The following is a 22169-nucleotide window of genomic DNA, read 5'->3' as shown; positions in this document are numbered from 1 at the left end:
CATGACTAGCCGTAGGCTAGAACCATTACTGCAAACCCAACACATGAAGGAGCAGCATGTCTGAGAACACCACTGAGACTGCAACCCACGAGGTCATCTTGACTGATGTCGCCGCACAGAAGGTCAAGAGCCTTCTCGAGCAGGAAGGCCGCGATGACCTTCGCCTGCGCGTCGCGGTCCAACCCGGAGGCTGTTCCGGACTCATCTACCAGCTCTACTTTGATGATCGTTTGCTTGATGGTGATGCCGTTCGCGATTTCGACGGCGTTGAGGTTGTCGTTGACCGCATGAGCGTTCCCTACCTCGCGGGAGCAACGATCGACTTCTCTGACACCATCGAACGTCAGGGATTCACCATTGACAACCCCAATGCGCAGAACACCTGCGCATGCGGCGAATCTTTCGCCTGATCGGAGAAAAGTGAAGAAGCTTTCTGTTTTCGGTGCCCTGCTACTGAGCTGCACCCTGGCACTGAGTGCCTGCTCGGGGCAATCCAAGAACTCCCAATCGGCCTCGGCGAGTGCTTCAACAAGCGCGTCTTCGTCGGCTTCATCTTCAGCAGGTGCGCCGAAGGTTGATCGCTCCGGTCAAGGAAATTTCCCCGAGGTCACCGGGGGATTCGCTGAAAAGCCGGAAATTAAGGCCGGATCAGGATCGGTTGGTGACGCCATTCTGGTGAAAACCCTGCACCAGGGTAATGGCGCGACTGTCGGCTTGGATGACATCGTTCAGGTGAACTACGCGGGTGCTCTTTTCAAGGATGGAACGGTCTTTGACTCTTCCTTCGCTGATGGACGCACCCCGATTGCCTTCAGTCTGAATCAGGTTATTAAGGGCTGGAAGTACGGCCTTGCTGAAGCACACGTGGGTGACCGCGTTGAACTCGTTATTCCGTCACAGTGGGGATACGGAGCTAAAGGTGCAGGTTCGTCGATTCCGGCAAACGCTGATTTGGTCTTCGTCGTCGATATCTTGGGTACCGTTAACCCCTCAGACACTTCGGCATTGACCAAGGCAACACCTACTGGAAATGAACTTCCCGCAGGTATTACCGTGACCGGCGACTTGGGAAGTGAACCGAAGATCACTTTCGGTGAAAGTGCCCCCACTGAAGACGCCAAGATCGTCATCGCTGAAGGCAAGGGCGAGAAGGTCACTATCGGCTCAACCGTTGTTTACCAGGCAGTCGGCGCCACTTTCGGTGCCGATAGCAAGACTCAATCCAGTTGGAGCGAGGCTGGCGGTCAAGTCACGACTGTTGCGCAGGGGAACCAGCTCGTCGACTTCACCGCTGGTTCACGTGTACTTCTTGTCGGCGCAGGAAACACAGCTCAAGGCGCGGCTTCTCAGGCAGTTGTCGTGGATATTATCGCGGTGATTCCCGCGAAGTAATTTTTCGCGGCAAAGGCCGCCTGTCGCCTGAAAACAGAGCAAGTGGGGAGTTGGAAAACCAACTCCCCACTTCCGCATTCAAAAGTGGTTAGAATACCCTGAGTAACGATTTCTTAGCGTTGAGGAGCGCATCGTGAGTGAAACGCCTGTGAAGGTCTTGGTATTCAGTGATAATTCGTCCACTCGCCAGGCAGTGATCACAGGCGTCGGATTCAAGGCCTCGAAAGATACTGCTCCCATTGAATGGCTTGAGGCTGCCACCTCTTTCGGTGTTTTTGAACTTGTCGATTCCCACGATATTGCCGTTCTCGTGCTTGATGGAGAGACACAAAAAGAAGGCGGTATGTCGGTTGCTAAAGAACTGGCAAATACCCGTGAGAACCTTCCGCCGATCCTCATGCTCACTGCGCGTCCGCAGGATCAATGGCTCGCGACTTGGGCTGGTGCTAGCCGAATTGTGAGCGCACCTCTCGATCCTCAAGAGCTGCAAGAGAACCTCGCCGAATTACTGCGCGCTCGCCGCTAAGCGCTCAAAGAGTAGGTTGGTCTAGAGGGACCAGAGGATAGGCAGGGGAAGCAAAGTCCAAAGGTTGTTTTCCCTGCTCATCGATGAGGGTAGATAGCTCGTAAAAAAGGAGGCCTGTGGCTAGCGCATCGTCTAATGCGCGATGCTGGCCGCCACCCAATTCAAAGTGCTCGCGCAGGGTCGTTAATCGGTGGTTTTCAACTGCTGGTTTCGGCAAAGCATAGCGAGCTAAAGACAAGGTGTCATAGGGGGGAAGCGGCGGAAGACTACAGCTGCACTGCTGCTGGGCACGGGCCAGAAAACCCCAATCAAAAGCGACATTATGGGCAATTAATCCTGCAATCTTCCGTTTTTGACACGCCACTTCAATCCAGCTGCTAAAACGCGGGAACACCGCATGTAAATCCTGAGCTTGTGCGAGGACCTCATCGTTTAATCCCGTCAAAGAAGTAATAAAGGCCGGGAGGGGACGATGAGGATTGACGAGAGCCGAAAAGCTATCAACAACCTGCTTCTCTTCGTAGATCACGGCCCCGATTTCGATAATCGAGTCCTTGGCACCGAGCCCCGTCGTTTCAAGGTCGACGACGAGCCATGCAGAGTCCAACCACCGTGGAACCATTGCGGAAAAACTAGGCTCGGGCTGTACAGTAGAACCATTGACCATAACGACGATGCTAGCGGTTGACACCGGTGGAGGAAACATGGGTCTGTATCAAGCCTTAAAGCTGACGGGCACTCCGATTCTCAAAGCTGCTTACCGGCCCTGGATTCGAGGGAAAGAGAACATCCCCGAGACAGGCCCCGCGATCTTGGCATCGAACCATAACGCCGTGTGGGACTCAGTTTTTCTCCCTATGATGATTGACCGTGAGGTTGTCTTTATGGGTAAGGCCGACTACTTCACCGGGACCGGGCTCAAGGGCTGGGCAACGAAGGAATTCATGCGCGCCGTCGGCACTATTCCTGTTGATCGCAGTGGTGGTCGAGCCTCTGAAGCCGCGCTCAAAGCGGGTCTCAAGCGTCTTAGCGAAGGCGAACTGTTCGGGATCTATCCTGAGGGAACGCGCAGCCCAGATGGGCGCCTTTACCGTGGGAAGACCGGCGTTGCGCGATTGGCGCTGCTTTCCGGAGCACCCGTCATCCCCGTTGCGATGATCGGAACGCATGCGGCTCAGCCGATCGGGCAGAAGATTCCTTCGCGAACCAATATCGGTATGGTGATCGGCGAACCCCTCGACTTCAGTCGTTACAAGGGCTTGGACCGCGATCGTTTTGTCCTACGCGCCATCACCGATGAAATCATGTACAACCTCATGCTTTTGTCAGGACAGGAATACGTCGACCTGTACGCCGCGGATGTCAAGGCCCAGCTTGCTGCAGAAGGTGCCTTCGACGGACCTGTGCCTTCGAATGGAAAGACTGCACCCGGCGGGCGAGTTGCCCCCGACGTTGAAGTTCCCACTCCAACGGAGGAAGAACTTCACGAGGAAGAAAACTGAGCAAAGCCGGAGTTGCACGCTTGTCACCTCTCATGGACCGATAAAGCGAAGTAATCCCGCACTCGATAAGATAAGTACGTGGCGCAGATCGTTTTGATGTGCGCGAAGAAGACTGAAAGGTTTACCCATGACGGTTCGTCGTGTTGCCCTCTTGACCGCTGGTGGCTTTGCCCCTTGTCTTTCGGCCGCTGTTGGTGATCTCATTGAGCGCTACACCCAGGTCGCTCCCGAAGTAGAAATCATCCTCTACCAGTACGGCTACCATGGCCTGCTCACCGGCAACTACGTTGTCGTTGATGAAGAAGGACGTCGTGACGCAGCGGTTCTGCGTGAGTTCGGCGGCTCTTCGATCGGTAACTCTCGTGTCAAGCTGACCAACGCCAAGAACCTTGTGGAGCGCGGCCTCGTTGAAGAAGGCGTCGATCCGCTTGCTTTCGCTGCTGAACAGCTGCGCAAGGATGGCGTCGATGTCCTGCACACCATTGGTGGCGATGACACGAACACGACCGCTGCAGATCTCGCTGCCTACCTGCATGAGCACAACTACGAACTGACCGTCGTCGGTCTGCCCAAGACCATCGATAATGACGTGATTCCGATCCGTCAGTCCCTGGGTGCATGGACCGCAGCAGACGAGGGCGCACGCTTCGCATTCAACGTGATCGGCGAGCACCGTTCGAACCCCCGTATGCTCATCGTCCACGAGTGCATGGGCCGCAACTGTGGTTACCTGACCGCAGAAACCGCACGTCGCTACCATGAGCTGCTCCAGACGAAGCGCTGGGCACCTTCATTGGGACTCACCCGCGAGCGCTGGGATGTCCACGGCGTCTACGTTCCCGAGGCAGCATTGGATATTGCCGGGGAAGCTGCACGTCTGAAGGCAATCATGGACGAGCAGGGCAACGTCAACATCTTCCTCTCCGAGGGTGCTGGCCTGCCTGAAATCATTGCCGAGATGGAAGCCAATGGCGAGGAGGTTCAGCGCGATCCCTTCGGCCACGTCAAGCTTGACACCATCAACCCCGGCCAGTGGTTCGCTCGTAAGTTTGCGGCTCTCATCGGCGCCGAAAAGGTCATGGTTCAGAAGTCGGGTTACTACTCTCGCGCGGCTGCAGCCCACGAAGAAGACCTTGCTCTGATCAAGCAGATGTGTGACCTGGCAGTCGAGTGTGCGCTGCGCGGCGAGAGCGGCGTTATCGGCCAGGATGAAGAGAACGGTGACAAGCTTGCAGCCATCGCGTTCCCGCGTATCGCCGGCGGCAAGCCCTTCGATATTACTCAGCCGTGGTTTACTTCTCTGCTCGCTGAACTCGGTCAGCCCTTGGCTCCGGCACAGTGACCATGAGTTTCTCTACTCATCCGGGGCGCGGCGATTTTTCGCTGCGCCCCGGCGCACCTGACCTCTTTGCACCCACGGCTAACGAAGACGCTGCGCCTTGGGAAGCATGGCGTCTGAGACGGGCACTTCAACAGCCCACGTATCCTGATGCGGATGCGCTTAGCACGGTTCTTGCTGAGCTTCGTCGCCAGCCACCCCTGGTTTTCGCCGGTGAAGTAGATGATTTGCGCGCCGGATTGGGCGCGGCCTCGCGCGGCGAAGCTTTTGTGCTCACCGGCGGTGACTGCGCAGAGACCTTTGCCGAGGCCACTGCCGACCACCTGCGTTTAAAGATCCAAACCCTCCTGCAGATGGCAGTTGTTTTGACCTACGGAGCGTCGCTGCCTGTAATCAAGATCGGACGGATTGCGGGGCAATACGCAAAGCCTCGTTCGGCTGATATGGAAACACGGGATGGAGTAACGCTTCCTTCTTACCGCGGTGATGCGGTGAATTCCTTCGAATTTACGCCTTCATCGCGCGAACCAGATCCTTCGCGTTTGCTTGACCTCTATCACCATGCCGCTTCGACGCTCAACCTGATTCGCGCATTTACGCGTGGTGGTTACGCTGATTTGCGTCTGGTGCACCATTGGAACAGGGGCTTTACTGCGAATCCAGCGTATGCGCGCTATGAATCCCTTGCCGAGGAGATCCACCGCGCGGTCAAGTTCCTCGAGGCCGCTGGTGCAGGTTCTGCAGCGCAGATGCGCAGCGTCGATCTCTTCTCCTCGCACGAGGCTCTGCTTCTTGAATACGAATCGGCAATGACTCGTATTGACTCAAGAACAGGGGACTCATACAACACCTCGGGACACTTCCTATGGATCGGTGAGCGCACGCGTGGAGCAGACGATGCACACGTCGAGTTGCTTTCCCATGTGCGCAACCCGATTGGCGTTAAGCTTGGGCCTTCGACAACTAAAGAAGATATGTGCCGTCTGATTGACCGTTTGAACCCTGAAGGCGAGGAAGGCCGACTGACCTTCATTACCAGGATGGGTGCGGATAAGATTCGCGACGTTCTTCCGCCACTGCTCGAAGCGCAATTGGCTGATGGTCGTCCAGTGACCTGGGTGACCGACCCGATGCACGGGAACACGATTACCTCGTCTACCGGCTACAAGACTCGCCGTTTCGAAACGATCATGGACGAAGTCACGGGCTTCTTCGAGGCGCATCGCCAGGTCGGGACGGTTCCGGGTGGTATTCACGTTGAACTCACCGGAGATGATGTCACCGAGGTCTTGGGCGGATCTGAGCAGCTTGATGAAGAAGCTCTTCGTGATCGCTATGAAACTTTGGTTGATCCGCGTCTGAACCACCAGCAGTCCTTGGAAATGGCTTTCCAAGTCGCTGAGTATTTGAAGAAAGAGTGAGGCTCACTGACCTGAGCACTTCACACCGGCATAAAGTTTGGGGGAGGAACCGTTGGTTCCTCCCCCAAACTGGTGGTAGTGGTGTTTTAGACGATCGTCAAAGTCACGGTAGTGCCACGAGGAACAACGGTTCCAGCTGCGGGGTTCGAGGAACGCACGGTTCCAAAAAGGCCACCCATGAATCGTTCAACGCGTACCTGTAGACCAGCTGCCTCGAGAGCCGAACGTGCTTGGCTTTCTTGTAAACCTTGAACGGTGGGCACCTCGACGGTTTCGGGTCCCTTGGACACGGTATATTGCACCTTGTCCCCGCGGTGAAGGGTTGTTCCGGCGGCGGTTTCTTGCGAAATAACGGTTCCCTGGGCAACAGTCGATGAGAACGCCTCCGTCGCTTCAGGAACCAAGCCCATCGATTCCAGAGTCTGTCGAACTTCTTCGGCGCTCTTACCGCCAAGAGCCGGTACGCTCAGGGGTTCGCGTCCCTTAGATACAACAAAGTCAACCTTCGTATCGTGACGAATAGAGGAACCGGCCTCGACTGATTGCGAAATAATCTTGCTCTTTTCGACATCCTCTGACCAGTCCTCGGTCACATTCCCAACGGCAAGACCGCTGCTTGTCAGGGCATTCTTCGCAGCGTCAGTCGCCATTCCCTTCAGATTCGGCGCAGTCCGCATATCGACGCCTTTTGATACGACGACGAGGACCTCAGCGCGCTTGTGGACTCTGTCTTGGCTGCCTGGAGTCGTTGAAATAACGATTCCTGTTTGGACAGTATCGGAGAAGTCCTCGCGCTCTTGGAACTTAAGGTGTAGCGCGCGTAGATCATTCTCCACATCGGTAACCGTGCGGCCATCGGTGACCGGCATAGTGATATATGAACCCGGCCCGTATTCGTGCCACCACCACAATCCGCCGATGACGCCGACGATAAGGAGGGACACGATCAACGCCGCGAACTTGCCAAAACGGCTACGGCGCGTCTTTCGGTGAGCCACCTGCGTTACTCCACCGGAGACATGGACAATAGCCTGAGACGTCGCGGGAAGCTTTTGTGCTGGCAGGGGAGCGGTGAGTTCAACGAGGCCCAGCGCAGCTGTTTTGTGCTCGCCATCCTCTTCTGCGGCTTCGATTTCAGCGCGTTTACCGGCAATCTCAGCTGGGATGGATGCTCGTGCGCGTAGCAAAAGATCAAGAGCCTCTTGAGCATCTAAAGGACGATCTTCGGGATCCTTCGCGGCAAGCGCTGCGACAAGATCGTCAAGCTCACGAGGGATCCAGGGTTCGAATTCTGAGGGGAGGGGAACGGAGTCATTGACGTGGTGATAGGCCATTTGCATGGCTGTTTCACCTTGCCACGGAACCGCGCCGGTGAGCATTTCGTAGAGCATGATGCCTACGGCATAAATGTCGGTTCGTGCGTCGCAGACACCACTTGTCGCAATTTCGGGTGCCATGTAGGCAACCGTTCCGAGCATGGAGCCGGTCGTGGACATCGAGACTTCGGATGCCGCGCGTGCAAGACCAAAATCGGTGACGCGGACGGGCCCCTCACTGGGAACAAGAACGTTTTCTGGTTTGATATCCCGGTGGATGACGCCAACACGGTGGGCGGCGCGCAATGCCTCGAGGATGTCTTGCGTGTACTGCAGAGATTGTGAAACCGTAAAGGCGCCCTGCGCCTGAAGCAACGCGCGCAGGTTAGTCCCATCGATGAGTTCCATTACCAAGAAGCCCTGGCCGTGAATGACACCTTGATCAAATACGGAAACAACTCCGGGGGACACAATACGCGCGGCGGCGCGAGCCTCGCGGCGGAATCGAGCGACGAAGTCCGCTGATTCCGCTAAGTGAGGATGCATGACTTTGAGGGCGACAGGCCGATCAAGGCGCTCGTCATGAGCGACATATACAGTCGCCATTCCGCCTCGGGCAAGGCGTGCCTGAATCCTGTACCGATCATCTACAAGTAAGCCGATCAAGGGATCAGCGGGCATAGATGAGTCTTGACCGTCAGCGTCGATGTGTGCATCGCTGCGGTTGTCGGGTTCAAATTCCGTCTCAGAAGTCATCAGTGCGATTTTACTGGAGATTTCAGGGAATGTGCTCACGATATCCCGCGCGCCGTAGCGAAGCACTGCCAGCTAAGGGCGCGATATCATAAAGCCATGAGTGAAACCGTTGCCCTGTATTCCGTTGATGAGGTAGCTCGAAAGCTTGGCATTGAACCGCGCCGCGTGAAGCAACTGATTCGTGACCACATTCTTTTCCAGTACACCAACGCTGCAGGTGAAACTGGAATTCCTCAGGAAATTCTGATCAAGGGGAAAGACGGTTATGAGCCGCTCTATAACCTCCCGGGCACGCTCACGCTCTTGTCCGATGGCGGGTTTTCCCCTGAAGAGGCTGCGCAGTGGCTGTACACCGAGCATGATGAACTGGGAGAAACTCCGATGCAGGCGCTTCTGGGCGGGCGTCATCATCGGGTGAACCGTATTGCTTCTGCTTTGGCTTTCTAAGCGGGGGCGGCAAACGACTGTTTGTGTCACTTTGAGCGTTTGATGAGCATCGCTGCAACCTGAGAGAGGGTATCGCGCTGCTCGGGAGTGAAGCGACTGGATTCGAGGGCTAAGAATCCCTGTGCTTCGAAGGTTGAGATTACTTCTTCGTGCAGTTTCCGTCCCCTGCGAGCGACAATATCTCGCAGCTCGTCGAGTTCATTGTCAGTCATCTCCGGATTGCCGAGGCCGCGCGCGAGTTTTTCACGTTCGCTTGCACTTGCGTTTTGCCAGGTCAGTGCGAGTAGATATGTTCTCTTTCCTTCGCGCAGGTCATCGCCTGCTCCCTTGCCAGTGATCTGTGGATCTCCAAATACGCCTAATTCATCATCGCGGAGTTGGAAGGCGTGACCCCATGGAGCCAAGACCATACCGAGAGCATCTGCGTCAAGGGGAGAAGCGCCCATAGCGAGGGCACCCAAAGTTGCTGGAATGACAACTGAATAGTTGGCAGCTTTATGGGAAACGATGGTCAATGCGGTTGAGGCATTAATTGCCTCGGAATCATTGATATCAAGAGGACGCTGCTCGGCGGAAATGTCGAGAAATTGACCAATAGCAACCTCGGCATGCATGCGCGCGTAGAGCTGCATGACGGGATCGCGGTAATGGGATAAGTCCTCGCACTGACGAATCATCGCGGATTCAGCGGCAGAGAAGAGAAGATCTCCGGCAAGGATCGCGGAACTGATTCCGAAGTCTTCGCTATCGCCTCGGAAATGGGTAGAACGATGGTAGGAGGAAAAAGCCGCATGAGCGGAGGGGTTACCGCGCCGCGTGGGGGCGTGGTCGATGATGTCATCGTGGACGAGTGCGCTTGCCTGGTAGAGCTCAAGTGAGGCGCCTAAATCATCCAAAGGTAAAGTCTCAATGGGAGCATGAGTGAAGAGGCTGCCACCAACAAAAGCAAGGAAAGCGCGGAAACGCTTACCTTCTTCAAGGCTCTTATGGCAAATCTCCAGCAGGGGAGTGACCTGCTCAGAGGGGGCAATCGAGTTTGCGAGCTCGGCCAAAATACTGTGGCTTCGTTCCTCAATTCGAGGTGCTAAAGAAAGTAGTTGCTCGCTCAAAACGCTCATGTGCCCAGTCTATAAAACATTCATACGCTACCTAGCGCTCATGTTTATCATGAGAGAAAACGTGAGGAGAACGATTGTGGCAATTGTTGTGAGCTATTACGGGAATCGTGAATCGGATGCTGCCTTGGACGAAGCTGTTCGCGTGGCATCGTGGATGCGAACATCTCTCATGATTGTCGTAGCTTCGCACGATTGCGGTGGGACGTTCTCAGACGAAAATACTGCCGAAGCCCACCTGTGGGAACGCTTAGAGGGAACCGAAGTTTCCTTTGAAGTCAAGCGTTGCCGGAGGGACATGTCAATGTCTGAAACAGTCTTGGAATACGCACGTGTTCTTGACGCTGACATGATCGTTATCGGATTGCGCCCCGGCGGTTCACAACGGACAACAATTGGCAATACTGCAACAGAAATTCTGCTCGATGCGCCGTGCCCGGTGATGACGTCTTCGTGGCGTTTTGATGGTCACGCCGCGTAAGAACGCATTTTGTCTTGCCTTTCGAGCTGCGCACGTCAAGGTCTGACAGTTATAATTGTAGGCAGTATGTCGCCGTCCAGTGGATTGGCGGCTAATTTTGTCCACCCATGAAAGGGATTCGAGTGTCTCCATCCCGCGCTACCGGCGCTCGCGATACTGAAGCTGAACCCACTCAGTCGAAGAAGGCAACTCGTACGCGGCGCTCGTCTCAGGCTACACAGACGTCTGTAGAAATGGAAGAGACTGCCACGCCGAAGAAAGCGACAGCAAAGAAGGCTAGGAAAACTACGGCTTCAAAGGATGATGCTTCCGTAAAGACGGAGGAGACTGCGCCCAAGAAGCGCCGCACCACAAAGAAGGCTCAAGAGCAAGAAGTAGCGAAGCCTGAAGCAGAGAAGAAGCCTCGCGCAACCCGCAAGAAGGCGGCGAAGGACGCGCAAACTGAAGGCGCGGAAGAGGCTCCCAAGCGCGCGAAGCACACGCGCAAGAAGGCAGCTGAGGTCGAAGAAACTCCTCAAGAAGTCGTACCCGCGCAAGACGATGAGGAACTCGAAGGCGACATCACCGAAGACGCCGATCTCGAAGAAGTCGAAGACATTGAACCCGATGTCGATGATCTGGAAGATCCCGAGATCGAAACTGACGATGACGACGTAGAAGACAAAGATTCTGAAGATGATGAGTCTTCTGCACATGACCAAGATTCGAAGCCGCAGAGCGCTGCTGAACTTCGTTCGAAGGGTGGATTCGTCGTTTCTGATTCGGATGAAACAGATGAACCAGTCCAGCAGGTTACCGTCGCTGGAGCAACGGCCGACCCGGTGAAGGACTACCTCAAGCAAATCGGTAAGGTCTCCCTGCTCAATGCCGAACAAGAAGTTGATCTTGCTCGTCGTATTGAAGCCGGTCTCTACGCTGAGGAAATCCTCAAGACGAGTTCGAATGAGAAGAGCTCTCGCGAACGCCGTGAGCTGCATATTTTGGCTCAAGATGGTCAGCAGGCAAAGAACCACCTCCTCGAGGCCAACCTGCGTCTTGTGGTTTCGCTTGCGAAGCGTTACACCGGACGCGGTATGCAATTCTTGGACCTGATTCAGGAAGGAAACCTGGGTCTGATTCGCGCAGTTGAGAAGTTCGACTACACGAAGGGCTACAAGTTCTCGACCTACGCTACGTGGTGGATTCGCCAGGCAATTACGCGTGCTATGGCGGACCAGGCGCGAACCATTCGCATCCCTGTCCACATGGTCGAAGTCATCAATAAGCTCGCGCGCGTTCAGCGTCAGATGCTTCAAGATCTTGGTCGTGAACCCACTCCTGAAGAATTGGCGAAGGAACTGGATATGACACCGGAGAAGGTCGTCGAGGTCCAGAAGTACGGTCGCGAACCTATTTCTTTGCACACTCCTTTGGGTGAAGACGGCGATAGCGAATTTGGCGATCTGATTGAGGACTCCGAAGCAATCGTCCCCGCAGACGCAGTGTCCTTCACGCTTTTGCAAGAACAACTTCACCGTGTCCTCGATACGCTTTCTGAGCGTGAGGCAGGGGTTGTTTCCATGCGTTTCGGCTTGGGAGACGGCCAGCCGAAGACTCTTGATGAGATTGGTAAGGTCTACGGTGTCACGCGTGAGCGTATCCGCCAGATTGAGTCAAAGACCATGTCCAAGCTGCGTCATCCCTCCCGTTCGCAGGTGTTGCGCGACTACTTGGACTGATAGAGCCGTTTATAAACTTAAGTGGCCGGGACCTATTAGGTCCCGGCCACTTAAATATTGCTCTACGAGCGCAAAAGACGATCAGTCGTCCTCTTCCTTCTCGATGCCCAGCGTCTCACGAATGTGATCGTAGAGAGAAAGCTGAGTGGCGATCGAGCAGTTGATCTGCTGAAGCAGCTGGGCGTCGGTTGCTCCATGCTCGTAATCGACATTGACCTCTGTCATCACGCGCAGGGTGCCATCGTCGGTGGGAGCGTAGAAGGCCTTCGGCCAGATACGATCGCGGTGCCAGTCTTCGATGACACCGTTGAGCTCTGCTTCTTGTTCCATGGGAACTTCTTCTGCCATGCGCGAAGTCACGGACAGGATTTCATTCATCTGTCCCATGAAGAGGAAGAAGAACGGTGCGCCGTCCCAGCGGCCGCATACGTCGTCGTCATCATCGCGACCGTAGTACCAGCCCTGGCCATCGAAAATCTTCTCGATGCGTTCTTTCGAAATGGGGCGTACGGAATCGCCAGATTCACTGCTGCTGAACCAACCCATATTGACGTCTCCTTTGTGTCACATTCCCAGAGCTGCGCCCAGCTCACGGTAGAACTCGGAAGCGGTTCCAAGAGCACAGCTGACCTGCTGGTTGATCTGTGCGTCGGTTGCGCCATGTTCCCAATCGATTGAATTTTCGCAGAAGATGCGGACCACACCTTCATCGTTAATGCGGTGGTACGCCTTCGGCCACAACTTCGTGCGGTGCCATTCGCGGATGAATGCGCGTGCTTCTTCGAGCTTCTCCATGGGGACCGAGAGGTGCCACAGGGACTGAATGTGAAGAATTTCCTTGTTTTCGCCTCGGAGCATGAAGTAGAACTGGTCGTCGTCCCACGTGCCGCCAAGGTCACCATCGGAATCTACGAAGTAGTGCCACCCGCGTTCTTTAAAGAGGTCGATCAGACGTTCCTGGCTGATCGGTGGGGTGAGTGGGGCCTCTTCGGCCGGCTTTGGTCGTGAAAACAGACCCATGTTTGTTTCCTCCTTGGAAGGGATTGTCGTTCCAATGATAGGGGATAGCCCCTAGAAAGTCAGGATCCTTGTGTGAAGTAATTGCGCTCATCAATAATGTCGAGGGCCTTCGGGGCAATTGCATCGAGATGCTGATTGGCATGATGCGCGCAGAAGTTTAGCGTTCCCGTAGCAAGAGTGACTCGCACCCACGCGCGTGCTCCGCATTGATCACAACGATCTTGAGCGGTCAGAATCGGGGGAAGTGTCTGTCGTGCATTCTCAGTTGTTACGGTATCCATGCATCTATAAGACCACGTTAAAGTCGATCAAGAAGCAAAAAATGGCTTTTTCTGCCAACGGCCGAAAATCTGGAAACGTATCACAATTTGTCGATTTCGGTGCGTGAGCGTCTGAGTTGACCGATGCACTTCGTACACTGTCTGGGTGAGTGAAACCCAAGCCTCAGACTACTCCGCACGGCATCTATCGGTTCTCGAAGGACTCGAGGCCGTTCGTAAGCGCCCCGGCATGTACATCGGATCGACCGACCACCGTGGACTCATGCACTGCCTTTGGGAGATTATTGATAATGCGGTCGACGAGGCCTTGGAAGGCTACTGCGACACGATCGATGTGCGCTTACATCCTGACCATTCGGCTTCAGTTTCCGATAATGGCCGTGGTATTCCCGTAGACGAGGTCCCCGGAGTTGGCCTGTCGGGCGTGGAAGTCGTCTTCACCAAGCTCCACGCCGGTGGAAAGTTCGGAAACGGCTCCTATGCTGCCTCGGGTGGCCTTCACGGTGTCGGTGCCTCTGTTGTGAATGCTCTTTCGGCGCGAATGGACGTCGAGGTCGACCGCGGTGGTAAGACTTGGCAGATGTGTTTCAGGCGAGGAGAGCCCGGCGAATTCGATGATTCTCGTCAGCGCACCCCGAACTCTCCCTTCCAAGCTTTTACTGATGAGTCTCGCCTGAAGACGATCGCTAAAGTCTCAAAGAAAAAGACTGGCACTAGAGTTCGTTTTTGGGCGGACTATCAGATTTTCCCTTCAGATGAAGGCTTTACCTGGGACACTCTTCTTGCCCGAGCCCGCCAAACGGCTTTTTTGGTTCCTGGTCTGACGATCAATTGCTTTGATGAACGCGGCGAAGAAACAATTCACGAATCATTCCGTTTCGACGGGGGCGTTGTCGATTTTGTTGATTGGCTCGCTACTGATGGCCCTGTGACGGATACCTGGCACATCCAAGGTGAAGGTACCTTTACGGAAACCGTGCAAGCTTTGGATCCTGAAAGCGGTCATTTGAAGGCCGTTGAAACTGAACGCACGTGTGAAGTTGACTGTGCTCTGCGATGGGGAATTGGCTATGAGGCACAGCTTCAATCCTTCGTTAACATCATCGCAACGCCTAAGGGCGGAACCCACGTTGCGGGCTTTGAACAGGCCGTTTTGAAGGTACTTCGCGCCCAGGTCGATAAAAATGCGCGCAAACTGAAAGTCTCGGCTAAGGACGGTCGTCCTGAGAAAGACGACGTATTAGCTGGTTTGACCGCGGTTGTCACTGTTCGTTTCCCTGAACCTCAGTTTGAGGGGCAAACAAAGGAAATTCTGGGGACGCCGCAGATTCGTTCAGTTGTTGCCCGCGTGGTCGGCGACTGGCTCGAGGCGAAATTTGCTTCCTCCAAGCGCGACGATAAGCAGCAAACCAGCGCACTTTTGGACAAAGTCGTTGGAGAAATGAAAGCGCGTGTCTCAGCGCGCATTCACAAAGAAATCTCCCGTCGCAAAAACGCATTGGAGACTTCTTCTCTTCCTGCAAAACTTGCAGATTGCCGAGCAGAAGATGTCGAACAGACCGAGCTTTTTATTGTCGAGGGTGACTCGGCGCTTGGAACCGCAAAGGCGGCGCGTAATTCACAGTACCAGGCGCTGTTCCCGATTCGAGGGAAGATCCTCAATGTCCAGAAGGCCTCGACTGCCGATATGCTCGCTAATGCTGAATGCGCGAACATTATTCAGGTGATTGGCGCCGGTTCTGGACGTACCTTCGACCTTGAACAGGCTCGCTACGGCAAAGTCATTTTGATGACTGACGCGGACGTTGATGGAGCGCATATTCGTACGCTTCTCCTGACACTCTTCTTCCGCTATATGCGTCCGATGGTCGAAGCAGGACGAGTTTATGCGGCCGTTCCTCCTCTACACCGGATTGAAGTGGCTGGAAAGGGGCGAAAAGGACGGGAGTTCATCTATACGTATTCTGAAGATGAACTCCATCGCCAGCTTGCTGCTTTGCGGAAAGCGGGACGCAGTTGGAAAGAGCCGATCCAACGCTACAAAGGCCTCGGCGAAATGGACGCCGATCAGTTGGCAGAAACGACAATGGACCGTGCGCATCGCTCACTCAGGCGCATCACACTTAAAGATGAGGAGGCTCTTCGTCGCGCCGAAGACGTCTTTGAACTTCTCATGGGGCAAGTTGTTGGTCCTCGTCGTGATTTCATTGTCGAAGAAGCTGCGGGTATCGATCGTGACCGTATTGATGCCTAGGCGTTGCGCATAGATATTAACTAGGACTGAGGACCCGCTTTCCCGTAGAATATTCCCTATGAATGGACTTGCGGAGCGTTTAAAGCCGCCCGAGGTAGTCTCTTTCCCAGGTTCTCACCTCGGTTTGCGGTGGCGGCCTTTGATCCCATCGGATCTAGGTGCGGTTGCCGATTTGATCCGCGAAGTTGAGAAAGAGGATGACGCGATCTTCCGGACATCCTCGCAGGAGATTGCGGACCTGGCATTGGGGCACCTTAAGGCTTCCCCTCTCGAGGTGATCGTGGGAATCGCCCAGGATCATGGCATTGTTGCGCTTGGGAGCGTGAAAGTGTTGACCGGGGTTACCGAGGCCGCGGTTGCGATCGTCAACGCTGTCATTCATCCTCTGTGGCGAGGCCGTGGAGTCGGTCGTTCTCTTCTTCACTGGCAAGATGGCCGTGCGCGCCAGATGCTTGTCGAATATTTCGGCGCGGAATCCACTCTGCAGGCTTCGATTGCCAACTGGGTTGATGGGCACATGACGGATCGTCGACGTCTCTACATTGCTGCTGGTTTTTACGCTAAACACATGTTCCAAGTCATGTACCGAGATCTTGAAGGTTCAGAGCATCTTGCTCCGGTCCCTGAGAATATAAAGATCTGCCCGATGAGTGAGGTTTCATTTTCTCAACTGCATCGGGTGCACTCAGAAGTTTTTAGCGATCACCCTCTGACTGAGGCTAGAGACTTCTGGTGGAACCGCGCGCTTGAAGACTATGAGGATCGCTGGTCCTTCGTTGCGCTTAGCGATGAGGGGCAGATTTGTGGGTACTGTATGGCCGGTCGGTCTGCAGAAAGCTGGATTGCCCACGGGCGCCTCGAAGCTTATATCAACACCATCGGCGTCCCTGCAGACCACCGGGGGAAAGGTATCGCCTCGGCGCTGATTTCCGCTTCGACTCGCGCTGCTGCTCACGATGGGATGAACAGAATTGGGATCGATGCGGATCTGAAGAGTCCAACGCATGCTCAATCTGTTTATGAACATCTTGGATTTGTAAATGATCGCACCCGTGTCTTTTACAGTATTGATCAGTAGAAGTGCGGTACTGAATGGTTTCATTTCAACTCGCAGGAAATCAGGACAGCATCCCGCCCTTTCCTCCAGAGCATCACGGCATTACGTGGCGTCTTCTCACCGAGGACGATCTTCACGCACTCGGTGCACTATTTGCGCGCATGGAGGCTCGCGATAACCCACCGTATCGCACAGCATTAGCTGAAGTTGCTGAAATGCTTTCTTCCTCCACTCAATGGAGAGGAATCGTTGGAATAGCAACGAAAGGAATGGCTTCGGGGCGGATGGTAGCCTTCGCCCAGACACGATTGCGTGCCTCTGGACGCATTGAATGTCTATGCCAAGGAGGAGTCGATCCTGATTTTCGTCGTATCGGGCTTGGGCGCGCCTTAGTTGACTGGCAAATTCTGTCAGCGAAGGCGATGCTTGAGCGCTATGAAGGAAACGGTGCCCGTGCGATTGTCAGCTATGTTGAAAACTGGCAAGACGATCTTGAAGGCGCACTGAAATCTCAAGGCTTCCATTGGGAACGCACATACTACGATCTGCGAGCGAAGCTGCGCCCTCTTCCTGTTATTCCTTCGCTTGGCTCGTATATTTCCATCGAGCAATGGAGCCCACAGTGGGACGAGGAATTGCGTCAGGCTGCAAACTCCATAGCCCAGCAACAGGGCATCTCGGCCATGACTGAAGAGCAATGGACCATGGGACGAAGCTCCTTCGTGCCAGAATGGTCCTTCATTGCCGTTGACCGGCGCTCCGATCGCCCCCGTATTGCGGGTTTCGTATTGTCGTCAAAGTATGAGCAAGATTGGGTCGCGCTCGGCTGGAAGGAAGGCTACATCGATCAGATCGGGGTAGGGGATGAGTGGAGGACAAGTCGAGTCCTTGACGCTCTCGTCGCAACTTCGATGTCTGCCCAAGCGGAGGATGGTATGGCACATATTGCTACCGGAATCGCGCAGGCAGAAGGCTCAGCGATGCTTTCAGTCTTTGAATACCTGGGATTTAGAGTCGTCGGTCAATCGCGATTGTATGCAATCGATGTTCCGGAGGCCTAAGCTGTCGGGCTCGACCTCCGAAACATCATCAGCATCGATTTTTCCTTAGAGAACCTTAGAGAAAAATTCTCGCGTACGAGGGCTTTGAGGACTGATAATTACTTGCTCTGGTGTTCCCTCTTCAACAACTGTTCCTCTATCCATAAAGACGACATGATCGGCGACCTCGCGCGCGAAACCAACTTCATGGGTAACGACAACCATTGTCATTCCCGCCTGCGCGAGGTTTTGCATAACTGTCAGTACCTCGCCAACTAACTCGGGGTCGAGAGCTGAAGTCGGCTCATCGAAGAGCATGAGTTCCGGTTTCATCGCGAGTGCGCGAGCGATTGCCACGCGCTGTTGCTGGCCACCTGAGAGCTGCGAAGGATAATGGTTGAGCCGATCTCCTAAACCGACCAATTCCAAATATTCCTGTGCTTCTTCTCTTACTTCATTCCGGGGACGATCCAAGACGTGGATCGGGCCTTCCATCACGTTCTCTAGTGCAGTCATATGCGGGAAAAGGTTGAAGCGTTGGAACACCATGCCGATCTGCGAGCGTTGGGCAGCGATTTGCTGATCCGTCAGGTCGTAATAGACGCCGGTATTTGGATCCTTTCTGTAACCCAGAAGCTCACCATCAATCAGGATTTCCCCGGCAGATATCGTTTCCAACTGGTTTAAGCAACGAAGCAGAGTCGATTTACCTGATCCAGATGGCCCCATGATGACACAAACCTCTCCATTGGCAATATCGAGGTTGATTCCACGGAGGACATGGAGGTCACCAAAGAACTTGTGAACGCTGTCGATGTGGATAAGCGCGGTTTGGTCTGTCATGGGGTTACCTCAATGAAAGTCGTGTCTCCAGGTGATGTCGAGTCAAAGCCCTTACCAAAGTGATGCTCAATGCGGCTCTGAATTCGCATGAGGATACTTGTGACGATCAGATACCAGATCGCAGCCGCGATGAGCAGAGGCACTGGTTGGAAAAGTTCTTGCCCTTTTTGGTTAGCCACGAAGGTCAATTCCAAGGTGTAAGGAATTGCGCTGACCAAAGAAGTCGTCTTGAGCATCGAGATAGTTTCATTCCCAATGGGAGGAACAATCACGCGCATCGCCTGAGGCAAGATGATCCGACGGAAGATTTTCCCGCGATTCATCCCCAGCGCAGTCGCTGCTTCCCACTGCCCTTGATCGACTGAGAGGATGCCGGCTCGAATAATCTCAGCGAGGTAGGCGCCTTCGTTGAGTCCAAGGCCGATGAATGCCATCCAGAAAGGAGTGAACCATGCGCGAGTTTCGAGGCTAAAACCTATTTCTGTTCCGGGGATTCCCAGAGTAATTGTCCGGTAGAGGGTCGGTAATAGAGACCAGAAGATCAACTGCGTGTAAATAGGTGTTCCACGGAAAAACCAGATGTAGGCAGAGGCCACTCCCCGTAAGACCGGGTTAATTGATTGGCGCATAACAGCCATGGTGATCGCTAGTGCCGTGCCTAAAGTCATGGACAAAACGGTTAGAACGATCGTCATGAACAGGCCTGTCATGATCATTTTTGAAAATAGCCACTTCCAGACAACATCCCACCTGAATTGCGGGTTTGTTACGAGAATATAGGCCAGCCCCAGCGCCATTAACCCCACGATGATGGCGCTAACCCAGAGGCCTAGGTGAAAAACCGGCTTTGACTGAATGAGTTTGACGCCGTCTTTGGTCTGTATAGACATGTGTGATTACCTCAAGCTTGATGAAGGTGACGCTCAGACCTGCGGATTGATCTGGGCAGTCTTGAGTGCTCCTTGGTTTGACCCGTAGGTCGATAGGATCTTTTCAACGTAACCGTTATCCATCAGGTACTGGACGGCCGCCTGAATCGCCTTTGTGAGCTGTTCGTTATCTTTGGAAACGATGATCCCCTGTGGCGCTGATTCAACAACATCACCAACCTGTTCCAAGGATCCTTCTGAACGCTCGATCGTGTAGCCAATTACGGGGGAGTCTGCGAGAGTCGCATCGTATTGTCCGCTCGCCACGCGGACAGCGATATCAGTCTGAAGGTCGTGAGGCATGATTGTTACGGCCTTTTCACCTTTATCGGTGCACTCCTTGGACAGCTGGGTGATGTAGTCAAATTGGAAGGTGCCGTTTTGGACTCCAACAGTTGTTCCGCATACATGCGTGGGATCAAAGTGCTTGGGGTTTCCTTTTGCAACAGCGAATGCCGTCCCTGTTTCAATGAAGCTGATCATGTTAACTTCCTTTTCGCGATCAGCTGTAATGGTGAAACCTGAAATGCCGACGTCAAACTTTGATCCCAGAGAGGGAATGATCGTGGCAAACTCTGCGTGTTCAGTGGTTGCGCCCTTGAGGCCCATAACGTGGGCGATGGCATCGGCCATATTCACGTCATACCCAGTTGGCGTTTTCCCATCGGATTTGAAGAACTCTGCGGGCGCGTAGTCGATCGATGCGCCGTTCTTCAAGGTGCCAGCTTTCTTGACTGATTCGGGAACCAAGGCCTCGATTTCTGGAACGGCCTGGATTGATGAAGTGTCGAAGCTCAGGTCACTGCTTGTCTGCGAGCTTGATGAGGTGCCTGCGGCAGCAGGCTTTTCATCGGGATTTGAACAAGCGGTAATGCTCAGTGCGCTTAGGGCTAGGACGGATGGAATTGCAATAATCTTTGTCTTCATGATGTCTCTCCTGAACGTCTAATGCAATAACCATACATTACGATGCATATTATGCATAATGTGTCAGGGTGACATCGACAACAAAAGTGAAGGCCTGCAAACCGGTGGTCTGCAGGCCTTAGCGTGTTTAACGTCCTCGTAATGCGCGTCGATTGGGGCGAGCCCGAGCGGGATCAATTCCCTTAGGAATCGGGGCTGAACGCCTGTCGAGAGCGCTCAAACGCTGATTAACCAAGGGGACTTCGTCGCGCGTCAGATTCTTCTTGAGTTTACGAAGTTCGCGAAGCAGATTGGCGAGGCGCACCTGGCCTTTACCGGTACCTACCTGGATTGTCGTAATGGCGACATTACGCATGAGGCGCTGCGCCTTCTTGCGTTCTTGCTCGAGAAGGGGACGGACTCGAGAACTTGGGCCTTCTGAGATAAGAACAATTCCGGGGCGTCCGACGAGGCGCCAGACAAGGTCCTGCTCGGCATTAGCAGCAATCGGCTGCTCATTGACAATCCAACCATTGCGAATACGGCTAATAGCGACATATACCTGGCCAACACGTCCTTCGACTTGTGCATAGGTTGCGCGGTCGGTCAGGTTAGACAGAATGAATGTCGCAATGAGAACGCCGATTAAGAAGCCCAGGAAAGTAAGCGAGAACCAGCCTGAATGTGTCAGGGCGGCTGCAAGCACGCCCAATGCGGTTGCAACCACAACAACACCGGCCATGAGCCATCCGACCCACGGGTAGGTTCGTTGACAAATACGGAAGGCGTCCATCAAGTTGTGATAAAAACGCCGTTTCTTCTGAGGTGTACTTTTCTCGCTCATAACAGCTCCAATGTTAGCGGGTTTTTCTCACTCAAAGGAATACAAAAGGGGGTGTGAAGCTCGTTGTGAGCTTCACACCCCCCAAGTGTGATGATCAGCGGGTTGCTTCGGGAAGAGGAACCTCTGCATCGGGCTCGTGTGTGATTCGATTGCGAATATCGCGACGAACGATTTCGATCGACCACAACCATACGACGTGCCCCAAGGCCTCTGAGAAGTGCTCGGCCCAACTTTGTCCGCCCTCAACCCAGGGGAAGGGGGAGGGAACGGTACCCATCAGTGGCATGAGAATCAGGTGGAAACCGATCCATACCAAGAGGCCGAATGCTGCACCTTGCCAGAGCTTAATGCCGGGGAAGTACTCTGCAACGATGCAGTAGAACAGGGCGAAAATAATCGCAAAAGAGAAGTGGATGATGAAGGAGTAGATCGGCAAGTTATCGTTGCCGTTGAAGCTGACGGTGGTGTGCACCTGATCCGAGGTCATTCCAAGCTGCTGCAAAAGCATCTGAGGAGGATTTGTGGCATTGCGCTCAGGAGTGCGCGGAGGGAAAGGAACTTCCCAGCCGAACTTGACGATTGCCGAGAAGATACCGCCTAAAATGCCGACTGCAGCTGCGACACCAACACGACGGCGCTTGGGATCGGTCTTCTTGAAGAGATTTTTGAACATGTTCGAGCTTTTCTATCGATACTGATGAGCATGGATATTGAGCGCGTCGCGAGGCGACGCAACCCCGCATATCGGTTGACAGTTTCTCATGTTTGAACGTCGGTCGCTAGATACAGACACTGTTTCTGACGCAGTGAAATAAAGGCGGGGGGGGAAAAGCCACGTTGCCCCCCCCCCTTAATAAAAACGTGTGGTTGAAAAAACCCGTACTGATTATAATACGCCTCTTCTATAAGGGGCGTGGCGATCCACCAGAAACAAGGAGGGGACGGGCGCGCGACCCAGTCGGGGTGCTCCAGAAGAACAAGG

Annotated in this window: 23 protein-coding genes; 12 read left to right on the top strand and 11 right to left on the bottom strand. The window is 54.2% G+C overall.

Features of this window, described 5'->3' with window-relative positions; genetic code table 11:
• Positions 1 to 56 precede the first annotated feature (56 nt).
• The 3 genes from erpA (at position 57) to ACWNMW_RS00105 (ending at position 1918) form a co-directional block, all read left to right on the top strand.
• Positions 57 to 410 carry an iron-sulfur cluster insertion protein ErpA gene (gene erpA / locus ACWNMW_RS00115; protein ID WP_034503039.1) on the top strand — a complete coding sequence of 118 codons (354 nt, stop codon included), beginning with the start codon at positions 57 to 59 and terminating at the stop codon, positions 408 to 410.
• A gap of 10 nt (positions 411 to 420) precedes the next feature.
• Entirely contained in the window at positions 421 to 1392 is a 972-nt protein-coding gene (locus ACWNMW_RS00110; protein ID WP_449489634.1) for an FKBP-type peptidyl-prolyl cis-trans isomerase, read from the top strand.
• A gap of 133 nt (positions 1393 to 1525) precedes the next feature.
• On the top strand, positions 1526 to 1918 hold the full coding sequence (locus ACWNMW_RS00105) for a response regulator (protein ID WP_034503045.1): 393 nt from the start codon (positions 1526 to 1528) through the stop codon (positions 1916 to 1918).
• Between the two features lie 4 nt (positions 1919 to 1922).
• On the opposite strand, the gene ACWNMW_RS00100 is transcribed toward ACWNMW_RS00105, so the two are convergent.
• Positions 1923 to 2540: a 3'-5' exonuclease gene (locus tag ACWNMW_RS00100; protein WP_449489633.1), complete on the bottom strand. Its 618-nt coding sequence runs from the start codon at positions 2538 to 2540 to the stop codon at positions 1923 to 1925.
• An 82-nt stretch (positions 2541 to 2622) separates the two neighbouring features.
• Between ACWNMW_RS00100 and ACWNMW_RS00095 the strand changes: the two genes are divergently transcribed.
• From ACWNMW_RS00095 to ACWNMW_RS00085, 3 genes are all read left to right on the top strand, one after another.
• Entirely contained in the window at positions 2623 to 3420 is a 798-nt protein-coding gene (locus ACWNMW_RS00095; protein WP_449489970.1) for a lysophospholipid acyltransferase family protein, read from the top strand.
• Between the two features lie 127 nt (positions 3421 to 3547).
• The gene (locus tag ACWNMW_RS00090) at positions 3548 to 4762 is read left to right on the top strand and encodes a pyrophosphate--fructose-6-phosphate 1-phosphotransferase (RefSeq protein WP_034503052.1); all 1215 of its coding nucleotides are present in this window, start codon (positions 3548 to 3550) and stop codon (positions 4760 to 4762) included.
• Positions 4763 to 4764: 2 nt separating this feature from the next.
• Positions 4765 to 6180, top strand: coding sequence for a class II 3-deoxy-7-phosphoheptulonate synthase (locus ACWNMW_RS00085; protein ID WP_449489632.1), 1416 nt, complete (start codon positions 4765 to 4767; stop codon positions 6178 to 6180).
• An 86-nt stretch (positions 6181 to 6266) separates the two neighbouring features.
• Here ACWNMW_RS00085 and pknB read toward each other — a convergent pair whose 3' ends face one another.
• The gene (gene pknB, locus ACWNMW_RS00080) at positions 6267 to 8252 is read right to left on the bottom strand and encodes a Stk1 family PASTA domain-containing Ser/Thr kinase (protein ID WP_449489631.1); all 1986 of its coding nucleotides are present in this window, start codon (positions 8250 to 8252) and stop codon (positions 6267 to 6269) included.
• 96 nt (positions 8253 to 8348) lie between these two features.
• Between pknB and ACWNMW_RS00075 the strand changes: the two genes are divergently transcribed.
• Positions 8349 to 8699 carry an Rv2175c family DNA-binding protein gene (locus ACWNMW_RS00075; protein WP_052040916.1) on the top strand — a complete coding sequence of 117 codons (351 nt, stop codon included), beginning with the start codon at positions 8349 to 8351 and terminating at the stop codon, positions 8697 to 8699.
• 26 nt (positions 8700 to 8725) lie between these two features.
• On the opposite strand, the gene ACWNMW_RS00070 is transcribed toward ACWNMW_RS00075, so the two are convergent.
• Positions 8726 to 9817: a polyprenyl synthetase family protein gene (locus tag ACWNMW_RS00070; RefSeq protein ID WP_449489630.1), complete on the bottom strand. Its 1092-nt coding sequence runs from the start codon at positions 9815 to 9817 to the stop codon at positions 8726 to 8728.
• 76 nt (positions 9818 to 9893) lie between these two features.
• On the opposite strand from ACWNMW_RS00070, the gene ACWNMW_RS00065 reads away from it, so the two are divergent.
• Positions 9894 to 10295 carry a universal stress protein gene (locus ACWNMW_RS00065; protein ID WP_034503065.1) on the top strand — a complete coding sequence of 134 codons (402 nt, stop codon included), beginning with the start codon at positions 9894 to 9896 and terminating at the stop codon, positions 10293 to 10295.
• A 107-nt stretch (positions 10296 to 10402) separates the two neighbouring features.
• Entirely contained in the window at positions 10403 to 12013 is a 1611-nt protein-coding gene (locus ACWNMW_RS00060) for an RNA polymerase sigma factor (RefSeq protein WP_449489629.1), read from the top strand.
• An 81-nt stretch (positions 12014 to 12094) separates the two neighbouring features.
• Here the strand turns inward: ACWNMW_RS00060 and ACWNMW_RS00055 are convergent, their stop codons facing one another.
• Genes ACWNMW_RS00055 through ACWNMW_RS00045 form a run of 3 tightly spaced genes read right to left on the bottom strand, consistent with a single transcriptional unit; the run spans position 12095 to position 13314 of the window.
• Positions 12095 to 12559 (bottom strand): type III secretion system chaperone family protein, encoded by a 465-nt coding sequence (locus tag ACWNMW_RS00055; protein ID WP_034503073.1) that lies wholly within the window; start codon positions 12557 to 12559, stop codon positions 12095 to 12097.
• Between the two features lie 18 nt (positions 12560 to 12577).
• Positions 12578 to 13033, bottom strand: coding sequence for a type III secretion system chaperone family protein (locus ACWNMW_RS00050; RefSeq protein WP_034503076.1), 456 nt, complete (start codon positions 13031 to 13033; stop codon positions 12578 to 12580).
• 59 nt (positions 13034 to 13092) lie between these two features.
• Positions 13093 to 13314 carry a DUF7455 domain-containing protein gene (locus tag ACWNMW_RS00045; protein WP_034503079.1) on the bottom strand — a complete coding sequence of 74 codons (222 nt, stop codon included), beginning with the start codon at positions 13312 to 13314 and terminating at the stop codon, positions 13093 to 13095.
• Positions 13315 to 13459: 145 nt separating this feature from the next.
• Here ACWNMW_RS00045 and ACWNMW_RS00040 point away from each other — a divergent pair, with 145 nt between their 5' ends.
• From ACWNMW_RS00040 to ACWNMW_RS00030, 3 genes are read left to right on the top strand one after another with little or no spacing between them, the layout of a single operon-like run.
• Positions 13460 to 15568, top strand: coding sequence for a DNA gyrase/topoisomerase IV subunit B (locus tag ACWNMW_RS00040; RefSeq protein WP_314212918.1), 2109 nt, complete (start codon positions 13460 to 13462; stop codon positions 15566 to 15568).
• A 58-nt stretch (positions 15569 to 15626) separates the two neighbouring features.
• Entirely contained in the window at positions 15627 to 16646 is a 1020-nt protein-coding gene (locus ACWNMW_RS00035; protein ID WP_295894092.1) for a GNAT family N-acetyltransferase, read from the top strand.
• Between the two features lie 14 nt (positions 16647 to 16660).
• Positions 16661 to 17686, top strand: a complete 1026-nt coding sequence (locus ACWNMW_RS00030) for a GNAT family N-acetyltransferase (RefSeq protein ID WP_314212919.1) — start codon at positions 16661 to 16663, stop codon at positions 17684 to 17686.
• Positions 17687 to 17731: 45 nt separating this feature from the next.
• Here ACWNMW_RS00030 and ACWNMW_RS00025 read toward each other — a convergent pair whose 3' ends face one another.
• The 5 genes from ACWNMW_RS00025 to ACWNMW_RS00005 form a co-directional block, all read right to left on the bottom strand.
• Entirely contained in the window at positions 17732 to 18508 is a 777-nt protein-coding gene (locus ACWNMW_RS00025) for an amino acid ABC transporter ATP-binding protein (protein WP_314212920.1), read from the bottom strand.
• Positions 18505 to 19398, bottom strand: a complete 894-nt coding sequence (locus ACWNMW_RS00020) for an amino acid ABC transporter permease (RefSeq protein WP_449489628.1) — start codon at positions 19396 to 19398, stop codon at positions 18505 to 18507. Before ACWNMW_RS00020 ends, ACWNMW_RS00025 begins: the two co-directional genes overlap by 4 nt.
• 33 nt (positions 19399 to 19431) lie before the next feature.
• A complete protein-coding gene (locus ACWNMW_RS00015; RefSeq protein WP_034503102.1) occupies positions 19432 to 20364 on the bottom strand; it encodes an ABC transporter substrate-binding protein in 933 nt (310 codons plus the stop codon).
• Positions 20365 to 20491: 127 nt separating this feature from the next.
• Positions 20492 to 21187, bottom strand: coding sequence for a DUF4191 domain-containing protein (locus ACWNMW_RS00010; RefSeq protein ID WP_034503106.1), 696 nt, complete (start codon positions 21185 to 21187; stop codon positions 20492 to 20494).
• 94 nt (positions 21188 to 21281) lie between these two features.
• Positions 21282 to 21860 carry a YagU family protein gene (locus tag ACWNMW_RS00005; protein ID WP_034503110.1) on the bottom strand — a complete coding sequence of 193 codons (579 nt, stop codon included), beginning with the start codon at positions 21858 to 21860 and terminating at the stop codon, positions 21282 to 21284.
• Positions 21861 to 22169: the final 309 nt, after the last annotated feature.

The organism is Actinomyces sp. Marseille-QA0893, assembly GCF_976954355.1.
This window is presented reverse-complemented; position numbering and strand designations above follow the sequence as displayed.